The organism is Burkholderia glumae LMG 2196 = ATCC 33617, assembly GCF_000960995.1.
Taxonomy (GTDB): domain Bacteria; phylum Pseudomonadota; class Gammaproteobacteria; order Burkholderiales; family Burkholderiaceae; genus Burkholderia; species Burkholderia glumae.
In genome coordinates this window covers 2,589,752-2,602,947 of the sequence record NZ_CP009435.1, presented here as the reverse complement: position 1 = coordinate 2,602,947, position 13,196 = coordinate 2,589,752, and the positions used below count along the sequence as shown (strand labels likewise).

General features: G+C 65.5%; 13 protein-coding genes and 1 pseudogene. 11 read left to right on the top strand and 3 right to left on the bottom strand.

Annotated elements, in window-relative coordinates; translation table 11 throughout:
* The first annotated feature begins 14 nt into the window (after nucleotides 1-14).
* The 7 genes from KS03_RS24285 to KS03_RS24255 all read left to right on the top strand — a co-directional run bounded on the left by KS03_RS24285 (nucleotide 15) and on the right by KS03_RS24255 (nucleotide 6,197).
* A complete protein-coding gene (locus tag KS03_RS24285) occupies nucleotides 15-386 on the top strand; it encodes an EamA family transporter (RefSeq protein WP_015875453.1) in 372 nt (123 codons plus the stop codon).
* Between the two features lie 196 nt (nucleotides 387-582).
* A complete protein-coding gene (locus tag KS03_RS24280) occupies nucleotides 583-1,734 on the top strand; it encodes a DegT/DnrJ/EryC1/StrS family aminotransferase (RefSeq protein WP_015875452.1) in 1,152 nt (383 codons plus the stop codon).
* Between the two features lie 6 nt (nucleotides 1,735-1,740).
* On the top strand, nucleotides 1,741-2,757 hold the full coding sequence (locus KS03_RS24275; RefSeq protein WP_015875451.1) for a glycosyltransferase: 1,017 nt from the start codon (nucleotides 1,741-1,743) through the stop codon (nucleotides 2,755-2,757).
* On the top strand, nucleotides 2,754-3,710 hold the full coding sequence (locus KS03_RS24270) for a formyltransferase (protein WP_015875450.1): 957 nt from the start codon (nucleotides 2,754-2,756) through the stop codon (nucleotides 3,708-3,710). The genes KS03_RS24275 and KS03_RS24270 overlap by 4 nt, the downstream gene beginning before the upstream one ends.
* Nucleotides 3,707-4,762, top strand: coding sequence for a bifunctional UDP-4-keto-pentose/UDP-xylose synthase (locus KS03_RS24265; protein WP_015875449.1), 1,056 nt, complete (start codon nucleotides 3,707-3,709; stop codon nucleotides 4,760-4,762). The genes KS03_RS24270 and KS03_RS24265 overlap by 4 nt, the downstream gene beginning before the upstream one ends.
* Before the next feature lie 4 nt (nucleotides 4,763-4,766).
* Nucleotides 4,767-5,663 (top strand): polysaccharide deacetylase family protein, encoded by an 897-nt coding sequence (locus KS03_RS24260; protein WP_015875448.1) that lies wholly within the window; start codon nucleotides 4,767-4,769, stop codon nucleotides 5,661-5,663.
* Between the two features lie 72 nt (nucleotides 5,664-5,735).
* Nucleotides 5,736-6,197 (top strand): peroxiredoxin, encoded by a 462-nt coding sequence (locus KS03_RS24255; protein WP_015875447.1) that lies wholly within the window; start codon nucleotides 5,736-5,738, stop codon nucleotides 6,195-6,197.
* 185 nt (nucleotides 6,198-6,382) lie between these two features.
* Here the strand turns inward: KS03_RS24255 and KS03_RS33240 are convergent.
* Nucleotides 6,383-6,624 (bottom strand): annotated as a pseudogene (locus KS03_RS33240) (hypothetical protein).
* Between KS03_RS33240 and KS03_RS24250 the strand changes: the two are divergent.
* On the top strand, nucleotides 6,523-8,334 hold the full coding sequence (locus KS03_RS24250; protein WP_015875446.1) for a PhoH family protein: 1,812 nt from the start codon (nucleotides 6,523-6,525) through the stop codon (nucleotides 8,332-8,334). The pseudogene KS03_RS33240 and the gene KS03_RS24250 overlap by 102 nt on opposite strands.
* A gap of 123 nt (nucleotides 8,335-8,457) precedes the next feature.
* On the opposite strand, the gene KS03_RS30440 is transcribed toward KS03_RS24250, so the two are convergent.
* Nucleotides 8,458-9,159 carry an AbiV family abortive infection protein gene (locus tag KS03_RS30440; RefSeq protein ID WP_080569295.1) on the bottom strand — a complete coding sequence of 234 codons (702 nt, stop codon included), beginning with the start codon at nucleotides 9,157-9,159 and terminating at the stop codon, nucleotides 8,458-8,460.
* A 241-nt stretch (nucleotides 9,160-9,400) separates the two neighbouring features.
* On the opposite strand from KS03_RS30440, the gene KS03_RS30435 reads away from it, so the two are divergent.
* The 3 genes from KS03_RS30435 to KS03_RS24240 all read left to right on the top strand — a co-directional run bounded on the left by KS03_RS30435 (nucleotide 9,401) and on the right by KS03_RS24240 (nucleotide 11,973).
* Nucleotides 9,401-9,751, top strand: a complete 351-nt coding sequence (locus KS03_RS30435; protein WP_015875445.1) for a VOC family protein — start codon at nucleotides 9,401-9,403, stop codon at nucleotides 9,749-9,751.
* A gap of 272 nt (nucleotides 9,752-10,023) precedes the next feature.
* A complete protein-coding gene (locus tag KS03_RS24245; protein ID WP_232252262.1) occupies nucleotides 10,024-10,533 on the top strand; it encodes a hypothetical protein in 510 nt (169 codons plus the stop codon).
* Between the two features lie 285 nt (nucleotides 10,534-10,818).
* Nucleotides 10,819-11,973, top strand: a complete 1,155-nt coding sequence (locus KS03_RS24240) for a C40 family peptidase (protein ID WP_035981681.1) — start codon at nucleotides 10,819-10,821, stop codon at nucleotides 11,971-11,973.
* A 208-nt stretch (nucleotides 11,974-12,181) separates the two neighbouring features.
* Here the strand turns inward: KS03_RS24240 and KS03_RS24235 are convergent, their stop codons facing one another.
* Complete coding sequence (locus KS03_RS24235) at nucleotides 12,182-13,192, bottom strand: inorganic phosphate transporter (protein WP_015875442.1); 1,011 nt, start codon at nucleotides 13,190-13,192, stop codon at nucleotides 12,182-12,184.
* Nucleotides 13,193-13,196: the final 4 nt, after the last annotated feature.

Here is a 13,196-nt window from a genome sequence, read left to right as displayed (position 1 = left end):
GGACCTTCGCGCCGATGAATCCCGTTTCCCTCGTCTGCATCGTCACCGGCGTGCTGCTGAACGCCTGCGCGCAACTGCTGCTGAAGGCCGGCGTCAACGCCGTCGGCCATTTCGAGTTCACGCGCGCCAACATCATCCCGGTCGGCTTCAAGATCGCGACCCAGCTGCCGATCATCGGCGGGCTCGGCTGCTACGTGCTGAGCGTGGTGGTCTGGATCGTCGGGCTGTCGCGCGTGGACGTCTCGATCGCCTATCCGATGCTCTCGCTCGGCTATGTGGTGAACGCGTTCGCCGCCTGGTATCTGTTCGGCGAGGTGCTGTCGGTGCAGCGCCTGATCGGCATCGGCATCATCCTGGTGGGGGTGCTGGTGCTGGCGCGCAGTTGAGCCTCGCCGCCGGGCGGCACGGCCGCTCCCGGCCGGCGCGCCGCGCCGTTGCGCCATGCCGGGTCGCACCGCGATTACCGGCGGCGCCCCCTTCCCCCAACAAAAAGAGACGTTGTAATCTCGCGAACCAGTGTCTAATGCGCATGGCGGATCGGCCCTGATCCCGCCCCTTTCGACACCTACCCAGCCAGCCGCCATGAGCCAGACATCCGTGCCGTTTTTGCCGTTCGTCAAACCCGAGATCGACGAGGAAACCATCCAGGGCGTGGTCGACGTGCTGCGTTCGGGCTGGATCACCACCGGCCCGCAGAACCAGCGTTTCGAGGCCGCGCTGTCCGAGTACTGCGGCGGCCGGCCGGTACGGACCTTCAACTCGGGCACCGCGACGCTCGAGATCGGACTGCGCATCGCCGGGGTCGGTCCCGGCGACGAAGTGATCACCACCCCCGCGAGCTGGGTCGCCACCAGCAACGTGATCATCGAGACGGGCGCCACGCCGGTGTTCGTCGATATCGATCCGGCCACGCGCAACCTCGATCTCGACGCCCTCGAGCGCGCGATCACGCCGCGCACCAAGGCCTTGATCCCGGTCTATCTGGGCGGCCTGCCGGTCGACATGGATCGCCTCTACGCGATCGCGCGCGAGCACCGGCTGCGCGTGATCGAGGATGCCGCGCAGGCGCTCGGCGCCTCGTGGCACGGCAAGCGGATCGGCGCGTTCGGCGATCTGGTCTCGTTCAGCTTCCACGCCAACAAGAACATCACCTCGATCGAGGGCGGCGCGCTGGTGCTCAACGACGAGGACGAGGCGCTGCTGGCGCAGAAATACCGGCTGCAGGGCATCACGCGCACCGGCTTCGACGGGATGGACTGCGACCTGCTCGGCGGCAAGTACAATCTCACCGATGTCGCGGCCCGCGTCGGCCTCGGCCAGCTCGAGAAGATCGAGCGCTTCACGGCACAGCGCCGCGCGCTCGCCCGCGCCTACTTCGAGGGGTTCGCGGGCGGTCCCGCGGCGGCGCTCGGCGTCGGGCTGCCGCTGGCCGACTTCGCGAACAGCAACTGGCACATGTTCCAGATCACGCTGCCGCTCGAGCGGCTCACGCTCAGCCGCGCCGAATTCATGGCGCAGTTGAAGGAGCGCGGGATCGGCTCGGGGGTGCATTACCCGGCGATCCACCTGTTCACGCTGTACCGTGCGCGCGGCTTCCGCGGGGGGATGTTCCCGCACGCCGAGCGCTTCGGCGCCTCGACCGTCACGCTGCCGCTGTTCACGCTGATGAGCGGGGACGACGTGACGCGCGTGGTCGACGCCGTCAACCAGATTTGCGAACGATACGGAAAATAAGCGGAAATGACTCACCCTGAACCACGCGCCACGAACCCGGAAGTCTCGATCGTCATCCCCGTGTACAACGAGGAAGACGGGCTCGCCGCGCTCTTCGCCCGACTCTATCCGGCGCTCGATGCGCTCGATGCCTCGTACGAAGTGATCTTCATCAACGACGGCAGCCGCGACCGCTCGGCCGCGCTGCTCGGCGAGCAGTTCCGCGCCCGCCCCGACACCACGCGCGTGGTGCTGCTCAACGGCAACTACGGCCAGCACATGGCGATTCTCGCCGGCTTCGAGCAGTCGCGCGGGCAGGTCGTCATCACGCTCGACGCCGATCTGCAGAATCCGCCCGAGGAAATCGGCAAGCTCGTGGCGAAGATGCGCGAGGGCTACGACTACGTCGGCACGATCCGCAAGCAGCGCCAGGACAGCCTGTTCCGCCGCAAGGCCTCGGCCGCGATGAACCGGCTGCGCGAGCGCATCACGCGCATCAAGATGACCGACCAGGGCTGCATGCTGCGCGCCTACAGCCGCCAGATCATCGACACCATCAACCGCTGCGGCGAGGTCAACACCTTCATCCCGGCACTCGCCTACACGTTCGCGCAGAACCCGACCGAAATCGAGGTCGCGCACGAGGAGCGCTTCGCCGGCGAATCGAAGTATTCGCTCTACAGCCTGATCCGACTCAACTTCGATCTCGTGACCGGCTTCTCGGTGGTGCCGCTGCAGTGGCTGTCGTTCGTGGGCGTGATCCTGTCGATCGGCTCGGCCGCGCTGTTCCTGCTGCTGCTGATCCGCCGCTTCGTCATCGGCGCCGAGGTCCAGGGCGTGTTCACGCTGTTCGCGATCACGTTCTTCCTGCTCGGCGTGATCATCTTCGCGCTCGGCCTGCTCGGCGAATACATCGGACGAATCTACCAGCAGGTGCGTGCGCGGCCGCGCTACCTGATCCAGACCGTGCTCGAGGAGCGCCCCGAGCGCAGCCACCTGCCGCTGCCGGGCGGCGCCGGCCATCGCGTGGAGGCCAGCCGATGAAACCGCGCGCGGTCGTGTTCGCCTATCACAACGTCGGCGTGCGCTGCCTGCAGGTGCTGCTCGCGCGCGGCGTGGAGGTCGCGCTAGTCGTCACGCACGAGGACAGTCCGACCGAGAACATCTGGTTCGACAGCGTCGCCGCGGTGGCGCGCGAGCACGGCATCGCCGTGATCACGCCGGCCGATCCGGCCGGCGCCGAGTTGCGCGAGGCCGTCTCGGCCGCGCGGCCCGACTTCATCTTCTCGTTCTACTACCGGCACATGCTGCCGGTGTCGCTGCTGGCGCTGGCCGCGCGCGGCGCCTACAACCTGCACGGCTCGCTGCTGCCGAAGTACCGCGGCCGGGTGCCGACCAACTGGGCGGTGCTCAACGGCGAGACCGAAACCGGCGCGACGCTGCACGAGATGGCCGCGAAGCCCGACGCCGGCGCGATCGTGGGCCAGACCGCGGTGCCGATCCTGCCCGACGACACCGCCGCGCAGGTGTTCGACAAGGTCACGGTGGCCGCCGAGCAGACGCTCTGGCGCGTGCTGCCCGCGTTGCTCGCGGGCGAGGCCGCGCACCTGCCGAACGATCTCTCCCAGGGCAGCTACTTCGGCGGGCGCAAGCCCGAGGACGGCCGCATCGACTGGTCGAAGCCGGCTGCCGAGGTCTACAACCTGATTCGCGCGGTCGCCCCGCCCTACCCGGGCGCCTTCACCGAGCTCGCCGGCACGCGCTTCGTGGTCGCGCGCGCGCGCCTGGCCGCGCCCGGCTCGGCCGCCGCGCAGGCTGCACGGGATTTGCCCCCGGGCCTGCAGGTGCGCGATAATGCGCTATTCGGCGTGTGCGGCGACAGCCGCGCCGTCACCGTCCTCGAGTTGCGCGAAGCGCGCAACGGCGGCCCGGATTCCGGCCCGGTCGTCTCTCCCGCTCAATTCGCGCAGTTCATTGATTCTTCCCGCCAGTCATGAAAGCAAAAAAAGTCCTGATCCTGGGTGTGAACGGCTTCATCGGCCATCACCTGTCCAAACGCATTCTTGAAACCACCGATTGGGAAGTATTCGGGATGGACATGCAGACCGACCGGCTTGGCGACCTCGTCAACCACCCGCGGATGCATTTCTTCGAAGGCGACATCACGATCAACAAGGAATGGGTGGAATACCACGTCAAGAAGTGCGACGTGATCCTGCCGCTGGTCGCGATCGCCACGCCCGCCACCTATGTGCAGCAGCCGCTGCGCGTGTTCGAGCTCGATTTCGAGGCGAACCTGCCGATCGTGCGTTCGGCCGTGAAATACGGCAAGCATCTGGTGTTTCCGTCGACTTCCGAGGTCTACGGCATGTGCTCGGACGAGCAGTTCGATCCGGACGCTTCCGCGCTCACCTATGGCCCGATCAACAAGCCGCGCTGGATCTACGCCTGCTCGAAGCAGTTGATGGATCGCGTGATCTGGGGCTACGGCATGGAGGGCCTGAACTTCACGCTGTTCCGCCCGTTCAACTGGATCGGCCCGGGCCTCGACTCGATCTACACGCCCAAGGAAGGCAGCTCGCGCGTGGTCACGCAGTTCCTCGGCCACATCGTGCGCGGCGAGAACATCAGCCTCGTCGACGGCGGCTCGCAGAAGCGCGCGTTCACCTATGTCGACGACGGCATCAGCGCGCTGATGAAGATCATCGAGAACCGCGACGGCGTGGCCACCGGCAAGATCTACAACATCGGCAACCCGAGCAACAACTACTCGGTGCGCGAGCTCGCGCACAAGATGCTCGAACTGGCGGCCGAATTCCCCGAGTACGCCGATTCGGCGAAGAACGTGCAGCTCGTCGAGACCACCTCGGGCGCCTACTACGGCAACGGCTACCAGGACGTGCAGAACCGCGTGCCGAAGATCGACAATACGATGCAAGAGCTCGGCTGGGCACCGGAGACGACGTTCGACGACGCGCTGCGCAACATCTTCGAGGCGTACCGCGGCCACGTGGCCGACGCGCGCGCGCTGGTCGAGCAGCAAGGCTGACGCGTTGGCCCGCATCGTCCTCAAGATCGACGTCGACACGCTGCGCGGCACGCGCGAGGGTGTGCCGAACCTCGCGCGGATCTTCGATCGCTACGCCGCGCGCGCGACCTTCCTGTTCAGCCTCGGCCCCGACCACACCGGCTGGGCGATGCGCCGCGTGCTGCGGCCGGGCTTCCTGAAGAAGGTCTCGCGCACCTCGGTGGTCGAGCACTACGGCATCCGCCAGCTGATGTACGGCGTGCTGCTGCCGGGGCCGGACATCGGCCGCCGCGCGGCGGCCGAGATGCGCGCGATCCACGAAGCAGGCTTCGAGTGCGGCATTCACACCTGGGATCACGTCTACTGGCAGGACAACGTGCGCGGGCGCGAACGCGCCTGGACTGCGCGCGAGATGGGCAAGAGCCATGCGCGCTTCGTCGAGATATTCGGCGCGCCGCCGGCCACGCACGGCGCGGCCGGCTGGCAGATGAACGACGCCGCGTTCGAGCAGATCGACGCCTGGGGCATGCGCTACGCGTCCGACGGCCGGGGCCACGGGCCCTACCGTCCGGTGGTGGCGGGCCGCACGCTCGGCCACGTGCAGCTGCCGACCACGCTGCCGACGCTCGACGAAGTGCTGGGCGTCGACGGCGTGGATGAGTCGAACGTGGCCGCCCACCTGCTCGCGCGCACCGAACGCAATCCGCACGACCAGGTGTTTACGCTGCACGCCGAGCTGGAAGGCCAGAAGCTCGCGCCGGTATTCGAGCAACTGCTCGCCGGCTGGCGCGCGCAGGGCCACACGTTCGCGACGATGGGCGACTATCATGCCGCGCTGGATTTCGACACGCTGCCATCGTACCCTGTTACGTGGGGCGAAATCCCAGGTCGCTCCGGCGAGCTGATCGTCCAGCCCGGCTGAACGGTTCGCCGCGGTTTCCGTCATGCCCGGCCGGCCCAGCGCCGCGCCGCCGATAACAACAGGAGAATTTCCGTGTCAGTCGAAATCGACCGCCCAGTTCCCGATTTCACCGCGCCGGCGACAGGTGGCGAGTTCACCCTGTCCTCGCTGAACGGCAAGAAGCTCGTGCTGTATTTCTATCCCAAGGACAACACGCCCGGCTGCACCACCGAAGGGTTGCAGTTCCGCGATCTGTACCCGAAGTTCAAGAAGGCCGGCGCCGAGATCGTCGGCGTGTCGCGCGACAGCCTGCGCTCGCACGACAGCTTCAAGGCCAAGCTCGAACTGCCGTTCCCGCTCGTTTCGGACCCCGACGAAACGCTCTGCGCGATGTTCGGCGTCATGAAACTGAAGAAAATGTATGGCAAGGAAGTGCGTGGGGTCGAGCGCTCGACCTTCCTGATCGACGGCGACGGCGTGCTGCGCCGGGAGTGGCGCGGCGTCAAGGTGCCGGGGCACGTGGACGAGGTGCTCGACGCTGTACAAGCGCTTTGAGGCGGGTTATATTGGGCCGCAATGAATGCCCGTCAGCCCCATCTTTTTCGCCGCTGCGCAGGCGCACCACATGAGGCGCTTAGGCCCGTGAGGCGCAGTACGCAGCAGGAAGCCGAGCCGCTTGCCCCTGTTCGGGGGCAGCGGCTTTTTTCATGGTCTTGCGCGGCCCGCGCCGCGTCCGTCCGTCAAGGAGCTGATCGAAAACTAGGCGAACCGGCGTTTTGACACCCATGTGCGCCGCCGCGCGCAAACTGCACGTGCGAGCACGTGACAGGATGCGAACCGCGGCGCATTCCAAGCGACACGATTCCTCCCGAGGGACACCATGCCTTTGCCTACTCCCCCCAGCAAGCTCGGCAGCCTGCTGCCGCCCGACGAATACAAGGCGAAAGCGCGCCCCAGCCGCACCCCCAAGCGCGCCGCCGATGGGGACACGGCGACCGCCGCCGCGGCCGTAGCCGAATACGCCTCGCCTGCCAACGTCGCCGCTCCGATGGCTCCCGCCGCCAATGCTCCCGCCGCGCTGCACGCGGTGGCGCCGGCCGCGGCCGACGCCGCGACGACGTCCGGCACGCGGTCGCGCAAGTCGCGCCAGACCGCCGCGTTGCTGACGCCGGTGCAAGCGCCGGTGCCGGCCCGGCCCGAGGCACGTGCCGAAGCGCCGGTGGCCGCCGCCGCGCCGGCAGCGGCCGCCGGCGAAGCCGCGCGTGCCACACGCACGCGCAAGAAGGCCCCCGCCGTCGAACTGCAGAAGCTGTTCGTGCTGGACACGAACGTGCTGATGCACGACCCGAGCAGCCTGTTCCGCTTCGAGGAACACGACGTCTATCTGCCGATGATGACGCTCGAGGAACTCGACAACCACAAGAAGGGCATGTCGGAAGTGGCGCGCAACGCGCGTCAGGTGAGCCGCACGCTCGACGCGCTGGTGGCCGACGCCGGTCCGATCTCGGAGGGCATCGCATTGTCGCGCCTGGGCAGCCGCGAGGCGCTCGGCCGGCTCTACTTCCAGACCACGCTGACCGACATCGAGCCGGTGGAAGGCCTGCCTCAGGGCAAGGCCGACAACCAGATCCTCGGCGTGGTGCGCGCGCTGCAGCGCGAGCGCACCGACCGCCTGGTCGTGCTGGTGTCGAAAGACATCAACATGCGCATCAAGGCGCATGCGCTTGGCCTGCCCGCCGAGGACTACTTCAACGATCAGGTGCTCGAGGACAAGGACCTCCTGTACTCGGGCGTGCGCGAGCTGCCGCAGGATTTCTGGACCAAGCACGCCAAGGGCATGGAGAGCTGGCAGGACACCAAGACCGGCACCACGTACTACCGCGTGACCGGCCCGCTGGTGGCCTCGATGCTCGTCAACGAGTTCCTCTATCTCGAGCCGCGCAACGGCGAGCCGACCTTCCACGCGATCGTGCGCGAGTTGAACGGCAAGACGGCGCTGCTGCAGACGCTGCGTGACTACAGCCACCACAAGAACAACGTGTGGGGCATCACGGCGCGCAACCGCGAGCAGAATTTCGCGCTGAACCTGCTGATGAACCCCGAGATCGACTTCGTCACGCTGCTCGGCCAGGCCGGCACCGGCAAGACGCTGGTCGCGCTCGCGGCGGGCCTCGCGCAGGTGCTCGACGACAAGCGCTACAACGAGATCATCGTCACGCGCGCGACGGTGCCGGTGGGCGAGGACATCGGCTTCCTGCCGGGGACCGAGGAAGAGAAGATGCAGCCGTGGATGGGCGCCTTCGACGACAATCTCGAGGTGCTGCAGAAGACCGACGACGCGGCCGGCGAATGGGGGCGCGCCGCCACCCAGGAACTGATCCGCTCGCGGCTCAAGGTCAAGAGCATGAACTTCATGCGCGGGCGCACTTTCGTCGACAAGTACGTGATTATCGACGAGGCGCAAAACCTGACGCCGAAGCAGATGAAGACGCTCGTCACGCGTGCCGGCCCCGGTACGAAGATCGTCTGCCTCGGCAATATCGCGCAGATCGATACGCCTTATTTGACCGAGGGCAGCTCGGGGCTGACGTACGTGGTGGACCGCTTCAAGGGCTGGGGGCACAGCGGACATGTGACGCTGGCTCGGGGCGAGCGCTCGCGGCTGGCGGATTACGCGTCGGATATTCTGTGAGTGGTTGTGCCGGATGGTTTGGTGGTTGAAAAAAGCGCCCCTTCGGGGGCGCTTTTTTTTGGGTCCGGCGGGGGGATTTTCACGGGGGATCATGGTGGGTTGGCTGTTGTCGGCCACAACCGGTCAGTCACGACGCAGTGGTCCAGCTTGATTACCATCCTTATGCAGCACGATATGCGCGTGGCGGTGTTTGGCTGATCTCGTTCTGGATTTGTAAGGCCATTCAAATATCACATTGGCCGATGGCGAAAGCATAACCTCATCCATTTCTTTAATTCCAAAGTATTGCTCGTAAAACGTCAGTGTCTTGTGTATGAGAAAAAACTCTGCGTTTATCCACGAAATCATTCGCTTTGCTTCTTTTTGCTTGACCGATGAGGGAAGTGAAATGCGATCTTTTACTAGTACAGTCTTTCGATCACGATCCAGTCCGACGTAGACAGCTTGCTGCTTTCGCCGCTCCAAGCCTCCATTTTTTATAAATTCGACAAGGGATGGCGGATATTCAAACATGTCGCGCGCAACAAAGGCATATTGCTTCTCTAAATGTATGTAAAGAAGCTTCAGCCACTGCTGCTCAAACTCCACCTCTTCGAACCCGCAATTCGTAATCGAACTGTAGTAATAGTGCTCGATCCACTTGGCTTTCGAAAATTCTTCCAATGACAGAACCGACAACTGGAACGCAGACGGAAAAGAATTGGCTTCAAAGAGAAGAATCGCATCTCGGTGAAGCCTAAGCGCATTTAGAAGCGACTCCTTCCCCAATTTCTTCCACTTGTACACCGACAGGTTGTGAGTATCGGTTCTGCCATTCGTGCTCATTGGTTCCCCAGTTTGCGAACATAAAGTTAGGGAGTGTCGCTATCGAGCGCAATTTTGGCATACACAACGACTGGCCGCTTTCGAGAGCGTTGAGTGGCCGGAACGGGTCGATCTGCGCCGGTCGCGCGTCACCGGGCGGCGGCCAACCGCGTTTGGCCATGAACGGCCTGTCGACACCGCTTGCTGCTTCGTCGACAATCAATTGCATGAAGCAGTCCCATCCCATTGCGAGGAGACAAACGTGCAAGTTCAACGTGTGGTAGCCAACTTCAAGGCGCTCGATCTCAATCGAGCCCGGTCGTTCTATCAAGACATTTTCGGTCTTGAGCTTTGTATGGATCACGGGTGGATTCAGACTTACGGTTCTAGAACCAAGATGACAATTCAGGTGAGCTTCGCCGAAGAAGGAGGCTCCGGCACCCCGGTGCCCGATCTGTCGATCGAAGTAGACGATGTGGAATCAGCATATGAGCGCGTCAAGGCTTCGGGTTTTGCCATCGAATATGGTCCGGTTGACGAACCGTGGGGGGTCCGTCGGTTCTTCGTTCGCGACCCGTTCAACAAACTGATCAATGTTCTTGCGCACATTTGAGCGCTGCCCGCCGTTTTTCTCGGATCGAAGGCCGTTGAACGTCCGCTTTTGGGGTGCTGCGTACTGCGAAGGTCCATTTCGTGTCGGTCTGCGGCGGTCGCGCGCTGCCGGTTGGCAGCAGGCCGTGTTCGGCCAGTTCGAGAGGTTCGACGCCAACGTCCAAATCGTCGACAATCCGGCCTCGTTGGCAGGCCCAGCAAATTGGACATGAACGCCCCCGATAGTCGGTGGTTCAGGTTGGCGGAAGCAATATGGACCGATGGAAACAGTACTTGTTTGAGTCTCACCCGGAAGCCACGCTTCGGGATTGGGCGAAGCGCCTGACGCTATTCCGTTTTTTCAGGGCCTATGGCGGACATGCCAATGATGGCGATTCTCTCGACCTTGCCTACCGCTATGAAACGGCCCAGGACCTGGAAAAATTCCTGCTGTCACTGGGCATCGTTCCGGTCAAGTATTCGGAGAAGCCGCCCCAACCGGAGTTCGGCATCGCTTATAAGGCCGACGAGTTCGTGAAATTTCCGTCGCTGGTCCCAGGAACCGAATGGATCCGACAGCCGGGACGCTGCCTCATCGCAGGTAAGCCGGTGTTCGTCTGGTGCGGGCGTAACGTGGCGACGATCTCCATCGCCGGCGCGCCCTACACAGTGACAGAGGCGGACGTGCAAGCGGCGCAAGCCGTAGAGGCGGTGCTCGCATCGGCTTGGCTGGAGAGAGTCGATCCGCCCGTGGATACAAAGCACTACATCTGTCCGAAATATTATCCGGAATACTTCGAATGAGGATTCGCGCAGCGCGACGGCATCACGCCCCGTCGATACGCCGGCCAAGGCTCGCTCACACGGCAGTCGCCTGGGGTGTCGCCGTTCGCAATCCCCTCCATTAACTGCCCAATCACATTCAGGGTCGGAGTTTTTGCGCAAAAACTCCCCGCACCTGCCCAAAATTCGGGCAACTTCTCAAGTTCTATCTGAAGAATTCTTGCCGAAGCCAGGCCGGACCGACTACCATCCGCATTACCCGTCGTCATACGACGGGCGCCTCACCGGCGCCCGGCCCTCCTCCCGATGCTGCGAATCTGGCTATCGATCGTCGTCGTTTCCCTGCTCGCCGCGTGCTCGACCGCGCCGCAGCAGCGGTCGGCGCGCTCGTCCGCGGGCCCGCGCATCAGCACGCCGCGCGCCTTCGCACCGCCGCCCGACTTCCCGAACTTCGTCGATCACAGCATCGGCCGCGAGGAAATCCCGATCCAGGCGATGAGCCTCGTCGGCATTCCCTACCGCTGGGGCGGCAACACGCCCGACGCGGGTTTCGATTGCAGCGGCCTCGTGCGCTATATCGTGTCGCGCGCCGCCAACGTGTCGCTGCCGCGCACCACCGCCGAGATGAGCACGCGCGGCGTGTCGGTCGAGCCCGACGAGATCGCGCCCGGCGACCTCGTGTTCTTCAACACCACCGGGCGGCCGCATTCTCACGTCGGGATCTACGTGGGCAAGCTGCGCTTCGTCAACGCGCCCTCGACAGGCGGCACGGTGCGGCTCGACTATCTGACCAATCCCTACTGGGCCAAGCACTTCGACGGCATCCGGCGCGTAGCGCCGCCGCGCCATGCGCCGACACCGTTCGATACGCCGACCTACGAAGCCGACAACCGCCAGCCCGAGGCGCCGCCCTCCTCCGCACCGCCATCGCTGTCGGCAACACCGCGCGGGGCAGCCGCCGCACCGGCATATGCGACGGCGCGAGCCGAGCCGGCGCCGGCCGTGGCCATGGCAGCGCCGACAGCCGCCGCCCACGGCATGTCGCCGCCGATTCAGGACGCCGCTGCAGGCGCCGATCCGTTCGAGCCACCGCCCGCCGCACTCTCGGCCGCGCAGCGCCAGGCCCGTGCGGCAGGCGCGACGAGCGCCGTTGCAACCACCCCCGCCGCAGCGGCGGCGCCATCCGCATCCGCGGGCCAGAGCCTCGCGACGGCCGCCGCTACGCGCGGCGGCAGCTATGCCGCGCCGGCTCCGGCGGCGGCCGCAAACGCCGAGCCCGATGCGATCGACGCCGCCGCCGACGCATTCGAGCCGCCGCCGCCCACCGCGCGCGCGGCAGCGCAACAGGCGCGGCTCGCCTCGCCCGACGGCGTGCGGGTGATTCGCGCCTCGACGGCGCCGCCGTCCACCGCCGGCAGCGGCGACGATCCGATCGCCCGCTTCGCGAACGGCAGCGACTGAGTCGCTCCCCGCGCTGCGCCCGTCCCCGCCGCGAGGTTCTCGCGTGCCGCGCCGCGACAGCGCACCGCCCTCGACAACAGCCCGTGCCCCGGCCACGACAGCCGCTCGGCCCGCGGCCGCCCAAAGCAAAGCGCGCCGCGGCCATCGGCACGCGGCGCGACATCACCATCCCGCTGAATCCGGCGGCAACAGCCGCCGGTCCAACGCATCAAAACACCTGGTGCCCCACCCACCAGCCGGCCGCTGCGATCAGCGCCGAGGCCGGAATCGTCAGCACCCAGGCCCACACGATATTACCGGCCACGCCCCAACGCACGGCCGACAGCTTGCGCGTCGCGCCCACGCCGACGATCGCGCCCGTGATGGTGTGCGTGGTCGACACGGGGATGCCGAGCCAGGACGCCGAGAACAGCGTGATCGCCCCGCCCAGCTCGGCGCAGAACCCGCCGACCGGCTTGAGCTTGGTGATCTTCTGCCCCATCGTGCGCACGATGCGCCAGCCGCCGAACAGCGTGCCGAGCCCCATCGACAGGTAGCAGGCGCCGATCACCCAGATGGGCGGCGCATCGGCGCCGGCCGAGGCGTAGCCGGTCGCGATCAGCAGCATCCAGATCATGCCGATCGTCTTCTGTGCGTCGTTGCCGCCGTGGCCGAGGCTGTAGAGCCCGGCCGAGACCAGTTGCAGCTTGCGGAAGCGCCGGTCCACCCTGCTCGGCGGCGTGCGGAAATAGAACCAGGACACCACGAGCATGAACAGCGAGCCGAGCACGAAACCGAGCAGCGGCGAGACGAAAATGAAGGCCACCGTCTTCATCAGACCGTCGAGATTCAGCGAGCCCCAGCCCGATTTCGCGACGGCCGCGCCGACCAGCCCGCCGATCAGCGCATGCGACGAACTCGACGGAATCCCGTAATACCAGGTGATGACGTTCCAGCCGATCGCGCCGACCAGCGCGCCGAACACCACGTAATGATCGACGATGGCGGGATCGATGGTGCCCTTGCCCACGGTCTGCGCGACCTTCAGGTGGAACACGAAATAGGCGACCACGTTGAACACGGCGGCGAATGCCACCGCCTGCTGCGGCTTCAGCACGCCGGTGGAAACGACGGTGGCGATCGAGTTCGCCGCGTCGTGGAAGCCGTTCATGAAGTCGAACACGAGCGCGACGATCACGAGCGTCGCGACGGCCCAGATGGCGAGTTGTATCGAATGCATCGTC